Annotated in this window: 14 protein-coding genes; 8 read left to right on the top strand and 6 right to left on the bottom strand. The window is 46.5% G+C overall.

What is annotated here, in order from left to right:
* The first annotated feature begins 69 nt into the window (after positions 1-69).
* The 6 genes from AB2U10_RS17485 to AB2U10_RS17510 all read left to right on the top strand — a co-directional run bounded on the left by AB2U10_RS17485 (position 70) and on the right by AB2U10_RS17510 (position 5,561).
* Positions 70-819 (top strand): TapB family protein, encoded by a 750-nt coding sequence (locus AB2U10_RS17485; protein WP_493820736.1) that lies wholly within the window; start codon positions 70-72, stop codon positions 817-819.
* A 68-nt stretch (positions 820-887) separates the two neighbouring features.
* Positions 888-1,859: a c-type cytochrome gene (locus AB2U10_RS17490; protein ID WP_367916288.1), complete on the top strand. Its 972-nt coding sequence runs from the start codon at positions 888-890 to the stop codon at positions 1,857-1,859.
* The gene (locus tag AB2U10_RS17495) at positions 1,852-2,991 is read left to right on the top strand and encodes a peptidase associated/transthyretin-like domain-containing protein (RefSeq protein ID WP_367916289.1); all 1,140 of its coding nucleotides are present in this window, start codon (positions 1,852-1,854) and stop codon (positions 2,989-2,991) included. The genes AB2U10_RS17490 and AB2U10_RS17495 overlap by 8 nt, the downstream gene beginning before the upstream one ends.
* 23 nt (positions 2,992-3,014) lie before the next feature.
* Positions 3,015-4,283, top strand: coding sequence for a hypothetical protein (locus AB2U10_RS17500; protein ID WP_367916290.1), 1,269 nt, complete (start codon positions 3,015-3,017; stop codon positions 4,281-4,283).
* A gap of 23 nt (positions 4,284-4,306) precedes the next feature.
* Positions 4,307-4,750 carry a YybH family protein gene (locus tag AB2U10_RS17505; RefSeq protein ID WP_367916291.1) on the top strand — a complete coding sequence of 148 codons (444 nt, stop codon included), beginning with the start codon at positions 4,307-4,309 and terminating at the stop codon, positions 4,748-4,750.
* Positions 4,751-4,811: 61 nt separating this feature from the next.
* Positions 4,812-5,561, top strand: coding sequence for a carboxypeptidase-like regulatory domain-containing protein (locus tag AB2U10_RS17510; RefSeq protein WP_367916292.1), 750 nt, complete (start codon positions 4,812-4,814; stop codon positions 5,559-5,561).
* Here AB2U10_RS17510 and AB2U10_RS17515 read toward each other — a convergent pair.
* The 3 genes from AB2U10_RS17515 to AB2U10_RS17525 form a co-directional block, all read right to left on the bottom strand.
* On the bottom strand, positions 5,558-6,106 hold the full coding sequence (locus tag AB2U10_RS17515; protein ID WP_367916293.1) for an NADPH-dependent FMN reductase: 549 nt from the start codon (positions 6,104-6,106) through the stop codon (positions 5,558-5,560). The genes AB2U10_RS17510 and AB2U10_RS17515 overlap by 4 nt on opposite strands.
* A gap of 574 nt (positions 6,107-6,680) precedes the next feature.
* The gene (locus AB2U10_RS17520; RefSeq protein WP_367916294.1) at positions 6,681-7,226 is read right to left on the bottom strand and encodes a cupin domain-containing protein; all 546 of its coding nucleotides are present in this window, start codon (positions 7,224-7,226) and stop codon (positions 6,681-6,683) included.
* A 232-nt stretch (positions 7,227-7,458) separates the two neighbouring features.
* Positions 7,459-7,779 carry a hypothetical protein gene (locus tag AB2U10_RS17525; RefSeq protein ID WP_367916295.1) on the bottom strand — a complete coding sequence of 107 codons (321 nt, stop codon included), beginning with the start codon at positions 7,777-7,779 and terminating at the stop codon, positions 7,459-7,461.
* A gap of 122 nt (positions 7,780-7,901) precedes the next feature.
* Between AB2U10_RS17525 and AB2U10_RS17530 the strand changes: the two genes are divergently transcribed.
* Positions 7,902-8,882, top strand: coding sequence for a helix-turn-helix transcriptional regulator (locus AB2U10_RS17530; RefSeq protein WP_367916296.1), 981 nt, complete (start codon positions 7,902-7,904; stop codon positions 8,880-8,882).
* A gap of 256 nt (positions 8,883-9,138) precedes the next feature.
* Positions 9,139-11,913, top strand: a complete 2,775-nt coding sequence (gene acnA / locus AB2U10_RS17535) for an aconitate hydratase AcnA (protein ID WP_367916297.1) — start codon at positions 9,139-9,141, stop codon at positions 11,911-11,913.
* Between the two features lie 257 nt (positions 11,914-12,170).
* Here acnA and AB2U10_RS17540 read toward each other — a convergent pair whose 3' ends face one another.
* The 3 genes from AB2U10_RS17540 to AB2U10_RS17550 are packed head-to-tail and all read right to left on the bottom strand — an operon-like array spanning position 12,171 to position 16,940.
* A complete protein-coding gene (locus AB2U10_RS17540; protein ID WP_367916298.1) occupies positions 12,171-13,430 on the bottom strand; it encodes a TolC family protein in 1,260 nt (419 codons plus the stop codon).
* Positions 13,427-14,716 carry an HlyD family secretion protein gene (locus AB2U10_RS17545; protein WP_367916299.1) on the bottom strand — a complete coding sequence of 430 codons (1,290 nt, stop codon included), beginning with the start codon at positions 14,714-14,716 and terminating at the stop codon, positions 13,427-13,429. Before AB2U10_RS17545 ends, AB2U10_RS17540 begins: the two co-directional genes overlap by 4 nt.
* Positions 14,706-16,940 carry a peptidase domain-containing ABC transporter gene (locus AB2U10_RS17550; RefSeq protein WP_367916300.1) on the bottom strand — a complete coding sequence of 745 codons (2,235 nt, stop codon included), beginning with the start codon at positions 16,938-16,940 and terminating at the stop codon, positions 14,706-14,708. The genes AB2U10_RS17545 and AB2U10_RS17550 overlap by 11 nt, the downstream gene beginning before the upstream one ends.
* Positions 16,941-16,946 lie beyond the last annotated feature (6 nt).

Below are 16,946 nucleotides of genomic sequence, written 5' to 3' on the forward strand. Positions count from 1 at the left end.
AAAATGAAAATGAAGAGAAAAATTTCAGGTAGCAGTTTCTTATTTATACTGCTGATTTTGGGCCTTTCAATGAGTAGTTGTGAAAACGAAAACAAAGACAATCCGGGACCGGGCGGTGAGTCGAAGAGTTATATTCCCGCGTCAAATGCGAAATACGAATATACCGTTACAGAGGATGGGAAAAACATAGCCACAGCCACCAAATGGATAGACGGGAGCAGGGATTCTTCAGGGTTAAAACTGTATAACCTGCATACTATTAACAATTTAGAAGGAGAGAGCATGACGATGGATAATGAATTGTATGTAGCTAATGGTAAAACCTACACCAGGATTAATGCACCGGAAGCCTGGTATATGGTTATAGAAGAATTGAAGAAAAGTCCCGATATCATTGTCGAAGAAGCCAGACTGAACGGTTTTCCGGCATCTATGGTGGTGGAAAATGCCCTGCGGGAGGGCAGCAAGCTCACCTGGGAAGTGCCTGAAACCATGGGGCAGTACATTCGGTTTAAGGCAAAAGATTCAGGAGACAGGATATTGGAGATTACCCAAAAACTTGTACATCATCCGGGAGAGGCGGAGGGTATTGAATCTGTTACGGTACCGGCGGGTACCTTTTCCTGCACTAAATTCGTGTATAAAATTTCGCAGGAGCAAATCCTCAAAATAAACGGACAGACGGCTACGACAGCTTCCGGAACGGAAACCGTAACCTTATGGATGGCGCATGGTATAGGCGTGGTGAAAGAAGAAAGTATTACCTTTTATGACGGTTCCTCCAGTTCAACCACAACCGTATTGAACAAAATACAATAATGCGGTTATCTCATAGTGCTTTTACAATCATCGTAGCTTTTTTCAAATACTACTTATAGCATACTCACATGAAGGTATTAAAAGTTTCAGGCCTGCTCATCGGAATTATTATCCTGCTGGGCTTAGGCGGCGGCCTCTATGTCTATTATGCATTGCCCGATGTGGGCGATGTGCCGGAGATCAGGGTGAGCAGGGATAGCACCAGTATTACAAGAGGAAAGTATTTAGCCAACCATGTGGCGGTGTGTATGGACTGCCACAGCCGGCGGGACTGGAGCCTGTTTAGCGGGCCTGTCCCGCCCGGCAGGGTAGGGGGCGGCGGAGAGCTGTTTGGCAGAGAAGCCGGCTTTCCCGGTACTATCTATTCCACCAACCTTACACCTTATCAATTGTCTTCCTGGACAGATGGGGAAATTTACCGTGCCGTAACATCGGGCGTTGGCAGGGAAGGACGGGCGTTGTTCCCCGTGATGGGCTATCACCGCTTCGGGCAGATGGACAAGGCAGATGTGTACAGCATCATTGCCTACCTGCGCACATTACCCCCTGTAAAGAATGATGTGCCCGCGCCTGAGCTGGATTTCCCGGTCAGCCTGCTGAACAGATTATCTCCTGCACCGGCAGCCCACCAGGCGAGGCCGCCCGTGAGCGATGCGGTCGGGTACGGCGCCTACCTGGTGAATGCCGCCGGCTGTGTGGACTGCCATAGCATGCAGGAAAAAGGGCAGGTAGTGCCCGGCAGCGAGTTTGGCGGTGGTATGGAGTTTCGCCAGCGTGGTGGTATCATCCGTGCACCCAATATTACTATGGATCAGGAAACAGGAATAGGCGCATGGACGGCGGAGCTTTTTGTAAACCGGTTCAAAGCGTATACCGATAGCGCTTATCGTCCTGAACCTTTGGCAAAAGAAGAACTCAATTCGCCCATGCCCTGGACCATGTATGCAGGTATGAGCAGGGAAGACCTGCAGGCCATCTATGCTTACCTGAAAACGGTAAAACCCAAAGCATCACCCATTCAAATCAGAAGTTATGAATAATCATCCGTCATTCTGGCTCCGGTTAAGGAGTTTCCTCGTATCCTCCTGCTTTTTTGTTGACCGCGGGTACGGCCAGCAATCCGGTGCGGCCATTTCCTCAGAAAACAGACAGCACCGCTATACCGGCAAATGGCAGGGCTATATCGGAAAGGTGGTTTCGCGCGGTAGCTTATTTATAGCAGCCTTATTATTTATGGGGTGCTCCAAAGATTCAGACAAAGGGCCTGCGCAGGGATGGGGAGAGCAACCGGCACTGCCTGTGGTAGAGGGACAGGCAGATTTTTCGTTGTCAGGCAATCAGTACTATGTCAATGTGATGGGAAACACCCTGCCGAGAATGCCGGTTTTCCCTTCCTTATCTGCCAAAAGCGGCATAGCCAGGGGGTATGTGGCCGATTTACACGGCAAGCCTTTAAAAGGGGCACATATTGGAGTTTCCTCATCACTCACCGGAGGGTTTTATTCCAGCGGAAGCGGGCTTACTGACGAGAACGGCTATTACGAGTTTACCATTCCCACGGGCGCGGCTTATTTCTTTGGCACAGCCGTTACGGTAACGTATAATGACACCCCGGCGGTGATGGCGCTGTATCCTGTGGGCGGCACTGCCTATTTCCCCTCCGGTAGCGGCGTGGTCAAAAACTTTGTGCTGCTATCGTATGGTCCGGCCAACCCGGATGAGGTGGTGCAGCAACCGAATAATGAAAGCAATTATTATGGCGGGGCGCTATCGTTCAATTTCAATATTAATTATGCCGGAGACCGCCCGATTCCGGAATACCTGCCTGAAAACGGGGTTATTGAGATTGAGCTGATCCCCGTGGGGACCGGGCTTTACGGAGAAACGAAATCGTTTAAGATCACGAAACAAATCGGCAATATGAACACATTTAATGTGCATAACATCCCGGTAGGGAAATATACCCTCAATGCCCGGATGAGTGACGGGCGTAAGCTAAAAATGAGGGCTATAGGAACCAAAGCCAATGTATATGAGCATCTCGGGCTTAAGCCGGATAATGCGGTGGGCACAGCTACGGTAACCTTCACGCCCAATCATCAATATACGCCGGTAATGGTGCCCTCTTTTAAAAGTAACTGGGACGCCCTGGAGATAGGTTTGAAATTATAGGCATCTATTAACAAAGCATCATTATGAATTTTCAAAAACGCTTCCTGAAACGTTTTCTTTTAGCAGGGCTTATGGCTTCGGGTATCTCCTGTGAAAAAAGCGATACGGATATACCCGGAAAACCTTCCGAACCTGTAATAACCCCGCCCGGCCAGCTGATGGGCACCCCTACGAAAGCTACCATAGGCGCGGAGGGGGGCGCTCTTGCCATGCCCGATCAGTACATTTCCGTACGGGTGCCCGCTGGAGCGGTGGACGCGAATACCGAATTTTCCATACAGGAGGTAACGCCGAACGCAGCCGTAAGCACGGGCCGCCTTTTCAGGGTATTGCCGGAAGGTATTACGCTGAAAAAACCGGTGGAGATTACCTTTCGTTATACCGAAGCCGATATTGCCGGCAGTAGCGAAGATTATCTCTACCCCTGCTATCAAAGCAGCGACGGGCGGTGGCACAAAGTAATGGACTGTACATTGGATAAAAAGAACAAGACCTTAAAAGCGACTACCACCCATTTCAGTGACTGGAGTTGGTATAGAGAGATCGAAATTCACTCTCCGAAAAATGAGATAGGATCGGAAGAAGAAGTGGAACTGGAAGTGAATGCAATGGATGCTTACCGGCAAAGTGCACAGGGTGAAGATTTGGTATTAACCGGCAGACCCCTGACTACCGATAAAATCGTAGGGTGGAAAGTGGTATCCGGTGGGGGAACTATTTCAGGTGGGAAAAGCCCGAAAATTAAATATACGGCACCGGCCACAGACAGTAAGATGGAGGTGATCATAGAAGTTACCGTAAAAAATGTGATAAGCCAGTCCCACCCTGACCGCCCGGGAAACGGCGGGTTGTCTATTGTAAGAAAAACGCTGACCATTTTGCCTGAAGAATATGTAATCTGGACCATAGGCGGTAAAAAATACTCGGCTAAGTTTTTTGCCTTAAGTGTATTTGACGGTCGTGCTATTATGACAGCCACAGCAGTGGAAAGTGAAATAGGTTTTCATACGAACGGGACAAAACTGGGCAGATATAGTTTTGGCAAGCGGGATGACCCCAGAACATCCACCTTCAGCGGTTCGGATAATTTGGTAAGTTATCATAGTGATTATACGGAGTGTGATACTTATGAAAAGGTAATTGGGGAAGGCGCTGTGGTTTTTGAAATCTTCGGTGAAAGTGGCGGGGGAATCGTGCAGGGCACTTTTGAGGGAACGCTGTATAATATAAAAAAATGTGATGTTACCGCCCGGCACGTCATCGGCTCTTTCCGGGTAAGGAGGACGTATTGAACATAATTAAACAGGAATAGATCATGAAACCTATCTCAATCATCTGCCTGTGCCTGCTGGCAACCGGCTGCCGCCCGACTTTTAAAAGCAGCAATACCGAAAATTTAAAGCAGGAATTGAACGCGGCTGAGCGGGCATTTTCTGATGCTTCTGCGCAAAAAGGGTTTTATCCGGCCATGCTGGATGTGGCTGCGGATGATATTGCCCTGTTTAATAGCGGCGATACGGTGTTACGCGGAATGGCTTTTATCAAAGAAAACATACGTAAATATCCTGACGACAAAAAATCGACCCTCACCTGGAAAGCCGAAAAAATAGATGTGGCGGCCAGCGGGGATTTGGGCTATACCTACGGATGGTATATCCTAACCGTAAAAGACAGCCTGGGAAGGGATAAAATATCCAAAGGGCTTTATAATTCCGTTTGGAAAAAAATAAACGGGGTGTGGAAGCTGGTGATGGACTGAGGTTTTTTGAAACCTTATTAGGTCATGGGGATTGGTTTGAAAATATAAAAATAATAAAGAAATGAAAAAAGAAATTCAAAATACGTTATGGGCGTTGAGTATAGCCATAGCTTTTACGGCATGTTCTAAAGAAAGCACTAATGAGCCTAATGGCGTAGAAGGCTATGCTACCGGTAAAGTAGTTGACGGGCGGGGTAATCCGATTGGCGGAGCAAAAATTTTGCTGGACAATACAGTATATTATGCCACATACATCAATGGTTCGACGAATGAGGATGGTACATACAAAGTGAAAGTGGAGAGGGGGTCCTGGATCACATTTGCCTATGTGGATAAAGCATATAACGGGCGGATTTACAATATGGAGCTGTTCCCTGACAAAACGGATGCTTATACGCAAGAGGGTGCTGTGCGCAATTTTACATGGAAAATAGAAGGGCGTATGCCGTGGGAAGCAGAAGACTATTATGGCGCTTCTATAGAACTGAGCAGTGACATTTATTTTAATGACGATATAGAGGATGTGGAATTGGTATTAACACCTAAAGGGCCGCTGATCGATGGCTCTGAAGGACGTGTGCTGACTTTGCACTATGGTGACGGGAAATGGAATCAGCGTTATTTGCTTCGGGATATTCCTATTGGCCGTTACATGGTGAAGGCTACGCTCAAAAAGAATAACCAGAGCAGGCCGTTAAAGATACAGGATTGGTACAATCCGGGTAACGCGATGTCGGAATTTCAATTAGATTTTCAACCCAAGTCTGACCATACCATCCGTATTTCGGCATCACTGATTATAGGCAATTAGATCATGGCGTTTTTACAAACGCTATGTATCAGTTGCTTAAATGCGCCAATAAATTTAACGAGGCTGTATTTTGTTTTGCTGTCGGTTATGTCGCCTTGTTCGTTAATTTTTCCTTTAATGCCCTGAATGAGCAGCGTGGTGTCAGGCGTGAATTCTGCCATAAGTGTTTTCATGATTAGCTGTAATTCTTCATGTCCCTTCTCTCCATTCGCTGAGGCGGTGATAAGACCTGTGAGCTTGCCTGCAAATACGGTTGTTGAAACGCACCATTCCATAGCGTTTTTAAGCCCGCTTGGAATACTGAAAACATACTCAGGGGTACAGATCACAACCCCGTCTGCCGTGTCAATGTTATGCCTGAATTCTGAAATTACTTTTGGCGTATCCTTAACGGCAAGTTCAGGATCAAAATGAGGCAGTGTTTTTAAGTCATTGAAAACCGTCAGACTAAAAATATCTTTTGTCATGTCAGCAAATTTTTCAATTAGTTTCTGGTTGGAAGAATTCCTGGATGCACTACCGTTTATTACAAATATTTTTTTCATTTTCAGGCGGCAGATAAGGTTAAAATGTCATCCCGTAGGGAAACAAATCTACAGAGATTACTGAACACTTTTTATAATTGCATCTATTTCTCTTTGCATTTGCCTGCGCATACCTGCATTTCTAACCGAGAAATGATCGGCTCCCGGTACGGTAATCACTTTAACCCTGTTTTTCAGTATTGGCCTTATAAGCATTCGTCAATTGCCGACCGCTAATTTTCTTTCAGAAATATTGGTTTCTGAAATGGCAACCATCCTGTTATACCCGTCTGCCAGCTCGTGAATTTTTTTGTTTAAAAAGTTGGCGGATTCTGATAAAGTAATGGTTTTTTCAGGGGTCTAATGATTAACCGGTATCGAAAAGGCCGCTTCATTTTCAAAAGCACTATTATCGAAATGTTGTACAGTATCACTCAAAGTGTACACGAAAGGTTACCGGTACAGGGCCCTTTTAAGTCAGGTGACAGGTGTACATGAATGGTAAGCTGTGCACTGGCGCTAACGGAAAATACTCCGATGAATACTATTAAAAAAAATAATTTTCTCATGGCTGTAAAATTCAAAATGTTGTAATCTACTGATTTTTGCAATACCGGTCCAACAGTTTTTTATGGAACCCTGAAATGCCGGCAATGAAGCTGAGCAATCCGAACAACGGTGCCATGAGCGCGCCCGTACCTGCAGGGTGCATATCACTTATTTTGGAAACTACGGCCAGTGCCAGCAGGTTTCTGGGCATTCCTTTCCGGTCGGTTTTGCCATCGGCGGCCAGGCCGTATAAAATACGCAGGGCGTATTCGAACCCTTCCGAGCCGGGAACAATGACCGTGGTGAAAACTACGGGCAGAGAAGACTCGTTTGAAAAACGATGCGCCTGTCCTGCTTCTACCGTAAGTTTCTCTCCGGCGGCAAGAGAAATGGTTTTGTGCTTTAAACCGATGGTTAACTCACCTTCGGTAACCACAAAGGTTTCTGAGAAATTTTTATGATAGTGCGGGGGCGTGCCGCCACCGGGCATTAAGGTGACCTGCAGGGTGGTGATGCGGCCATGGGTAGCCGCTGCTGTTTGCATAAAGGTTACCCTGTCTTTGATGATGGGGTTGATAATTGTCTGATCCATAATACTATAGTATATTTTTTTTTTACTTGGAGCACAAATGTATTTTCGGGAAATCGTGCTTGCAAAACAAGGCGACAGACACCGTCATTGGAAGCTATACGACGGTTTTTGCAGATGAGTGCAAGGAAGTATAAAGCGGTGTAAAAGGGCGGATAAGAATACCGGCCTGGTTTTCAGCTGCAATCTGATGAAGCAAATTAAGGCTGCAAAGGAGAAGAGGGTGTAGCGTGGTTCAGGATGACACGTCCGCATGACTTATTTCATTCCTGGCAAGGAGCTTACGGGAGCTTCTCCAGACCGCGTAGACGACCATCCCCAAAATAATCCAGTCTATCACGGCATTGGCCATGTAAATGCTTCTTATGCCATATATACGGGCCAGGGGGTAGGCAGTTCCCACGGCTGCCAGGGCAGTATTATCGATCAGATGGCCTACAAAAATGCCGTCAAGGAAGTTATTCGGCCCGTAAAGTACCATGGCCACCACAGCGGGCCAGGACATCTCCCTCATCACTTTGGGAAGCTTTCCGTTTAGTATAAATTGCCGGTTCATTGACATTAAAGTTTATTTATAATAATTCTAAATAATTATTAAATTTGAGCAAAAATAGGGTGTTCCTTTATCCGGACAGGTATGCATAAATGTCCGCCAGAGGGATTTTTTGATATCAAACCATGGTACTGAAGCTATACGATACCGACATCTCCAATATGATCATGGAGAAAGAATACCCGGAGATTTTTTCTGTACAGGAGGGAGGTATAGAAGAAAGATCAGTTTGCATTGATTTACCGTATGGGAAGGCCCGTTATAAAGAAATTTATTTTGAAGGCATCCATATCGGTTATGGAGATGCCAACCTGTCCGCCAGCGTAATTCTGAATTTTGAAAGTGATTTTGAAACCATAGAAATGCATTTTTCGCTGAAAGGCAGCAGCTCTTCTATCACTGATCAGTTTAAAAAAGGGTTTAACTTCTCCGGTAACCAGCACAATATCATTTATGCCAACTGCCTGAAAGGCGAGATGCTCTGGAGTTCTGAGGATTTCCAATTGCTTGAAATTAATCTTTCTCCCCGTTTTTTTACCAAATACTTACCGGATAATTCTCATTTTTTTAACCGGTTCAGAGAGATAATCAGGAATGGAGATTCCGGCGTTTTATCTAAAACCAATCACCTGATCAGTCTTCAGATGTATCAGGTTATCCGGGAGATCTTACAGTGTAACCGGAAAGGAATATTTAAAAGAATGTTTCTTGAAGCAAAAGTAATCGAGCTTCTGTTACTGCAGCTCGAGCAAATGAACACAGGAGAAAATAGCATCACCAGTCTGAAGAAAGCGGATGTGGACAAAATATATGCGGTGCGTGAATTCATTGTAAGCAATATGAATAAATCTTATTCCCTGATTGATCTCGCTCATCGTGTCGGAACCAATGAATTTGCATTAAAGAAAGGATTTAAGGAGCTTTTCGGCACCACGGTTTTCGGTTTCTGGCACGATGTCAAGATGGAGCAGGCCAGGAAACTGCTTGTTGATGATAACATGAATGTAGGTGAAGTATCCGATGCTGTCGGATACCAGAATTCCCGGCATTTTTCATCTGCCTTTAAAAAGAAATTCGGGGTGCTGCCCAGGCAGGTGAGACGATAACCGTACAGATGCATCACACAGCCGGCTTGCAAGCTGCCTTAAATCCATCAGGAATAAGCTCGTAATTTGGACAGAGAAGGTCACACTTGACAGGAAAAGCCCGATTTTAGGGCATGTCCTTTTTTATTTTCCCGCAAATTGTTGTTCTGACCTAATTTTCATTGATTCTAAACAGTCAAATACATATTGGGAAGTACACAGAAACTGTTTAAATTTGTTTCTTAAGTTCTTGTAATCTATACAGAAACAAATAGTTATGAGTATGATAGTCCCAAAATATTTAAAAAAGATAAGTGTCAACGGGCAGACCTACAGCTACTGTTCATTGAAAGGTATGCCAAACGGAACAATTGATCGCCTGCCTTTCAGTATCCGAATCCTCCTGGAAAACGTATTGCGAAATTATAACGGTTTCAGCATTACAGACGAACACATAGAAACCCTTAGCAACTGGTCTCCGGAACCGGTTGATAAAGACATTCCGTTTAAACCTGCCCGGATTTTGATGCAGGATTTTACCGGCGTTCCGGCTGTGGTCGATATGGCATCACTTCGGGCTGAATATGTACGTCATGGAAAAGACGGACAAAAAATTAATCCTGCAATTCCTGTGGATCTGGTCATAGATCACTCGGTTCAGGTAGATTATTACGGAACGGATTATTCCTACGGGAAAAATGTCGAATTGGAATACGAAAGAAATAAAGAACGTTATGAATTGCTCAAATGGGCTCAAAAAGGACTGAAAAACTTTACAGTTGTTCCTCCCGGAATGGGAATTTGCCACCAGGTAAACCTGGAATATCTCGCTAAAGGGATTATTGCTCGTGACGGGTGGTTGTTTCCGGATACTTTGGTCGGAACCGACTCACATACACCCATGGTCAATGGAATTGGAGTGGTAGGTTGGGGAGCCGGGGGTATCGAGGCCGAAGCTGCCATGTTAGGGCAACCGATTTTCTTTACCTGTCCGGAAGTTATCGGACTGAAATTATCCGGAAAAATTCCGGATACCTGTACAGCCACGGATATGGTGCTTTCCATTACGAAAGTACTACGGGATAAAGGTGTAGTGGGGAAATTTGTTGAAGTTTTTGGTGACGGATTAGACCTTTTGAGCGTAACCGACAGAGCAACCATAGCCAATATGTCGCCTGAGTTCGGTTGTACGGTTACTTACTTCCCGGTTGATAACCGTACCCTGGAGTACATGCATGCCACCAACCGTACAGCTGAGGAAATCAAAATTGTAGAGGAATATTGTAAAGAAAACCTGCTGTGGCGGACCGGAAAAGAAGAAATCGTGTATTCATCGGTGGTCGAGTTTGATTTATCGTCGTTAGAACCTACTGTATCGGGTCCGAAGCGCCCTCAGGATAAAATTTTAGTTAAAAATTTAGGAAGTCAGTTTACCGATTTGTTGGACAAAGAATTCCAACGTAGCTACTACCTTCCTGCCCAGAGAAAGGAATCTGCCTGGCTGGCTGAGGGAGGTTCGGGCACGGAATTTACCTTCGGGAAAGTTCCGATGGAAAAAGCATCCTCACTCGAAGTGGTACAGGACACGATGCAGTCGGTGCGTATCAAATATAAAAATCAGGAGTTTTTGCTAAGTGACGGAAGCATCGTTATTGCAGCCATTACCAGTTGTACGAATACATCCAACCCTGCTGTAATGGTGGGGGCCGGACTTTTGGCCCGCAACGCTATTGAAAAGGGCCTGAGAACCAAATCGTGGGTCAAAACCTCGTTGGCTCCGGGTTCTAAAGTCGTTACCCAATATTTAAACCGTTCCGGTTTAAGCAGTGACCTGGAGGCTCTGCGCTTTCATACCGTAGGTTATGGATGTACGTCCTGTATCGGAAATTCCGGTCCGCTGCCTCCGCACATAGCTGAAGCCGTTGATAAAGGCGAATTGGTAGTGGCCTCTGTACTTTCGGGAAACCGAAATTTTGAAGCCCGTGTACATCCGCAGGTTAAAATGAACTTTTTGATGTCTCCGATGCTCGTAGTGGCGTATGCCTTAGTAGGAAGAGTGGATGTGGATTTGATAAATGATCCGCTGTCCTATGATCCGAACGGCAATCCGGTATACCTGAGAGACATTTGGCCAAGTAGAGAGGAAATTGCTCAAACCATCAACGATTGTGTGAAGCAAAGTGATTTTCAGGAAGTGTATGATGTTATTTTTGACGGTTCTACAGATTGGCAAAATTTAGAGGTTACTTTAGACGAGAACTTTGAATGGAATACCAAATCAACTTATATCAAAGAAGCTCCGTTTTTTGAAAATCTGAGCGTTACGCCGGATCCGGTTTCGGATATAACCAATGCCCGCGTGCTTTTGTATTTGGGTGATTCTGTAACCACAGATCATATTTCACCTGCCGGCTCATTTAAAGAAGATAGTGCCGCCGGTCGATATCTGGTATCGAACGGAGTTGAAAAAGCCGATTTTAACTCGTATGGGTCGCGCCGGGGTAATCACGAGGTAATGATGCGGGGTACTTTTGCCAACGTACGCATTAAAAACAAAATCGTAGATAAAGAAGGGGGCTTTAGTAAATACTTTCCGACCGGGGCGGTTAAAACGGTTTATGAAACCGCCATGGAATACCAAAAAGACAATACTTCATTATTGGTAATAGCAGGAAAAGAATACGGTTCGGGTTCGTCTCGTGACTGGGCAGCAAAAGGAGCGTATCTTTTAGGTATCAAAGCTGTCATTGCAGAAAGCTTTGAGCGAATTCACCGCAGCAATCTCGTGGGAATGGGAGTGGCTCCGCTGGTCTTTACGAACGGACAAAATGCAGAGAGTCTCGGCCTGGACGGAACGGAAACTTTTGACATCACCGGATTGGCAGACCATTTGGTGCCGCATAAGATCTTGAATGTAAAAGCTACACATCCGGACGGAAAAATTACTGAATTTAAGGTCAAAGCCCGTATGGACTCAGCCATCGAAATCGAGTATTACAAAAATAATGGTATCCTGCAATACGTTTTGAGAGACTATCTTAAAAATAGTTGATTTTAAGTGATTTTGACTTCCTTTGGTTACTTGTGCTTTGGGTAGTTGAAATATGACAGATGCAACCCATTGATAATTAGTATTTAATTTTTTTTGAATTTAGCAGGGTAGAGAGGCCTTCATGACATAGTTTTTGAACCATTTTTACAAACCGGGAACAGCCCTGAACTTACAAACTAATAGCGAAATTAAGGCAATGATCAGTGATTTTAAATTCAGTATTCCGTTTGTAATATTGGCAGCCGGCCTCTTAAAACCTAATCCAGGAATTCTTTCAAAACTTCATTCCTGAAATACAGTTCGTATTGGGTCTGGATAAATTGTACCTGTGATTTTTCCCGGTTTAGCCGGTAAGTATTCAGTTCAAGCTGGTTGACCAGCCCTTCTTTGAATTTCTCTTTGGCACTTTCGTAGAGAAGAGCCTGGGCCTGTGTGTTTACTGTTGCGCTTTTCAGCTTTTCTTCCAGGGAGGCCACTTCCAGCTTCAGGGTTTCGGCCTGCTGGGTGAGCTGGATCTCTGTTTTTTCTCTTTGTTTCCGGCTTATTTTTTCTTCCATCCGGGCTGCATCCATCCGGGCATTAATAAGACCGTTAGAGAAGAGGGGTATAGATAAGCCCAGGCTTGCAAACTGGTTAAAATTATGGCTCAGCTGCTTTGCATAACTGAATTCACCGATAGCAGCGCTGGAATAAGAGGTGCCTAAACCCAGGTTCAGGGATAACCTGGGATATTTTTCAGCCCGGGCAAGGGCTACCCCGTATTCTGCAGCCCGGATCCTGAGGTCCCATACCTGCAAAGCCGGGTGTATCCCGTGAGTTTCCGGAACCAGGACAGAGGAGGGTATTTCAGGAATATCCACCTCAAAATCTTCTTTGATCATCATCAGCTGAGCAAGAGCAGATTTTGCCAGGCGGTAATTATTTTCAGCGCTCACCAGCTCGAAACGGGCAGTGGCCAGCTGAGCCCTGGTTTCTGTAAGACTATAACTGGCCATGACCCCTTCTTTTACCCGTTCTTTGATTGCTTCTGCCTGAGTTGTGAGATCCTGCACACTTTCTTCCTGCAGACGGATCAGCTTACGGCTGACCACCACGTTTGCATAAGCCTCGATGACAGCTATCTTGATTTCCTTCCTGACGGTTTCCAGCTGAATTTGTTCGGCTTCTTTATTCCGGCGGTTTCGTTCAACCTGGTTATGGAGAGAAAAACCATTGAACAGGGAACCGCCGGCAGACATGCCGAATGAGTTGTACGATATGGTACGCTGGACGAAGCTGTTGGAGAAAGGATCAATGCTTCTGCCACCGTTCAGTCCGGTGGAAACCGACCCTGAAACGACAGGAATACGGCTTTTGACCGACTGGCGAAGTGTATTTTCTGCGCGGGCTATATTCAGGTTCTGCAACAGCACATCGGGATGTTGCTGCTGCGCCAGGGCGATGCATTCTTCCAGGCTATAGCTTTTCTGGCCGTAAATCCCTAAAGAGGCCAGGAGGAAAATGATCAGTAGCCTCATCTTTTTAATATTTTTCGCAGGTCATAGAAGAAGCGCTCTATCAGGCGGAGGTCTTCTGTAACGATATCGCCCGTGGCTTTCATCCCGTATTTGAAAGGAAGTTTTTTACCCGAATTGGTCAGCAGTCCGTTAGGAAAGTCTACCTGTATAAGCGTAGAGGTATCTTTCGGGATTTCACTGATCTCCCGTATCCGCCCGGTTACCGTTCCGAACTCCTGGAAGGGGTAGCCTTCAAACTTGACGATCACTTCCTGTCCCGGCCTGATTTTCCCGAAATTGTATTGTCCCACCCACATTTCACCGAAATAGCCTTCTGCTCCGGGAACCACCACCATGATTTCTTCTCCTGTCTTCAGCTGCTGGTTTTCCTGCAGAAGAGTAGTGAAGTGTACGGTGCCGGCTATAGGTGCTATGGCCAGGTACCGTTGCTTCCAGGCCTGTATATCACTTTTGAGGGAGTAGATGGCCTGGATAAGGGCGGTATTATGTTCTTCTATGGTTTTATCCATTTCCAGCAGTTCCTGCTGCTTTTGGTTCTGGCTGATGGTGTTGTTTTCCAGCGATGCGCGGGCCTGCTCATAAGCCTGTTTTTTATTCAGGTACCGGCTCATGGCGTTTTTGGCTTCCTGGGCCGGAACGAAGCCCTTGTCTGCCAGCCGCTGCTGGCTCTGTGCCTCCTCCAGGGCCATTTTCAGGTCTTTCTCCTGGAGGTCGAGTTGCTCGTAGGTATTGCTTCTCAGGTTTTTCAGGCTGCTGATTTCACCGGCTATGGTTCCTTTTTTGCGGGAAAATGTCCCGGAGCGGAGAACTGACTTTGAACGGGTATAAGCTTCGCGGAAGACCTGGTAACTTTTCTGCAGATCGCCCAGGTTAAAATAAAGAGGTATGGATGTCTGGTAGATGGCTTCCATGTCTTCGTCTTTCTGCATTAATTCATTTATCGCTTTTTCCAGTTTGAGCACATCTTCGTGATCAGCCGTACTCTCCAGGTAAGCCAGGATATCTCCTGCTTTCACTTTTTGACCGTCTTTTGTCCATAGTTTTTCCAGCCTTCCTTCCGAACGGATTACCACACTCTTGGGGAGCTGCGCGGGCAGCACACGCAGTGGAGCCGAAACAAGGTCAGGGTATTGAATAAACCAGGATACCGCCAATACGAGGCAGATTACCGCAAAAAACAGGGTGGTGCCCCATTGCAGAAGCCATCCGGGCGGACGATTCAGTACTTCATCTACCGTGGAGTTCACCAACTCCGGCCTGCGATTATTTTTCCGGTCAGTTTCCAAGTTCCAGCTGATTTTTTACCAATTCAAAATACCGGCCGTTGGTCCGGCTGAGCTCTTCGTGGGTGCCCGTTTCCACTACTTTTCCTTTCTCCAATACAATGATCTGGTCGGCATTTTTCACGGTACTGAGGCGGTGAGCCACTACTACCACCGTTTTCCCGGAAAAGAATTCCGAAAGGTTTTCCATGATGATGCGTTCGTTCTCGGCATCCAGGGCATTGGTGGCCTCATCAAAGAAGAGGTATTCCGGGTTTTTGTATACCGACCGGGCAATCAGGAGCCGCTGCTTCTGGCCCTGTGAAATGCCGTTTCCTTCCGAACCGATTTTGGTGTTGTAGCTTAAAGGCAGTGACTCAATAAAGTCCTGAATATTGGCTACTCTCACGGCATGGAGGAGTTTATCAATATCCGGGCGTTCATCACTGATACCGATATTATTGGCAATGGTGTCTGAAAAAATAAAACCTTCCTGCATGACTGTACCGCAGAGACTGCGCCAATAGTCGTAACCGATATTACTAAACTGCAGGTTGCCTACCCTTATATTCCCTTTTCCGGGCTCAATGAACTTTAGCAATAATTTGATCAGGGTGGTTTTCCCACTGCCGCTGCTGCCTACTATGGCCGTTACTTTTCCTTGGGGGATATGGAGGCTTACGTTGCTTAGCACCGGTTCATTTCCCGCACCGGGATAGGTAAAGCTGAGGTTTTCTATTTTGATACCTTTGTCTTCAGGCAGGCGGCGCACGAAATGCCGGCCGGGTGGCTCTTCGTCGTCTATGCCGTGCACTTCATTCAAACGCTCCAGGCTCAGCCGGGCATCCTGGAGGCGCTGGATGAATCCTACCAGTTGCTCCACGGGGCTGTTCAGCTGGCCAAGGATGTATTGCACAGCCAGCATGGCCCCCAGGGTCATCTGCCCGTTTACCACGGCTGTAGCTGCCAGGAAAGTGATAAAAATATTCTTTCCTTCGTTGATAAACAGGGCGCCCGACTGCTGGTATTGCTGAAGGGCCAGTGAGCGTATATTCAGCTTAAATTCAGCTACCTGGAGGTTTTCCCAATCCCAGCGCTTGCGCAAGGTAGCGTTATTGAGCTTAAGCTCGGGAACAGCCTGTACGAGTTGGATCAATGTACTCTGGTTTTTAGAATTCAATGCAAAGCGTTTATGATCCAGGGTTTTCCTGTATTTCAGAAAAGCGGTGATCCAGGCGGCATAGAGTACAGATGCCGCAACGAATACCCCGAAAATGGTGAGATTGTAAAAAGCCAGCACCACTGAAAAAATAAGCAGGTTCACGAGTGAAAATAGTACGTTTAATGAGGTGCCGGTCAGGAATGACTCTATACGGCTATGGTCACCTACCCGCTGCAGGATATCGCCGGTCTGCTTACTCTCAAAGTAGGCTACGGGCAGGCGCAGCAGTTTTCCCAGGAAATCAGAAAGAATAGACAGGTTGATACGGGTACTGATGTGCAGCAGGATCCAGCTCCGGATAAAATCTACGCTCATCCGGCCCACGAATAGCATAAGCTGTCCGCCCAGCACCAGGTAAATGAAGTTCAGGTTACGGGTCTGGATACCGGTATCTACCACTGATTGGGTAAGGAAGGGCAGGATCAGCTGGATGAGCGACCCGGTCAGCAATCCCAGGAAAAGCTGGAAGACCAGGCGTTTGTAGCGGAAGAAGTAGGAGAAGAGGCCTATCAGCGTTTTGCTGCCTTTTTTCTGCTCAAATTCATCGTCAGCCTCATGAAAAGCCGGAGTGGGTTCAAGGAGGAGCGCGATGCCGGTAGGCTCACCGTCAGTTACAGTAGTAGCCCATTGGGATTCAAATTCAGCAAAGGAGTATTTGAGGAGGCCCCGGGCGGGGTCGACCACATAGACCTGACCCCTGTTATCGGTATGATTCTTCGATAAAGCACGTCCTGCGGTTATCTTATATACCACTACAAAGTGATTCTGCCCCCAATGTACTATACAGGGTAAAGGAGCCTCTTTCCGGAGCTTTTTGAGGTTTATCTTTACTGCTAGTGCTTTGAGGCCTATCTTTTCGGCGGCCTGGGCAATGCCCAGCAGGTTTACACCCTCTTTCCCGATTTCTGCCGCTTCCCGGATTTTCTGAGCCGAAAGCGTGCGGCCATGGTGCTTAGCCACCATGCGGAGACAGGTGGGGCCGCAATCCATGGCGTCTAATTGGCGGTATGCTGAAAATGGTTTCAATTATTT

Origin of the sequence: Leadbetterella sp. DM7, assembly GCF_040829825.2 — a bacterium.
GTDB lineage: Bacteria > Bacteroidota > Bacteroidia > Cytophagales > Spirosomataceae > Leadbetterella.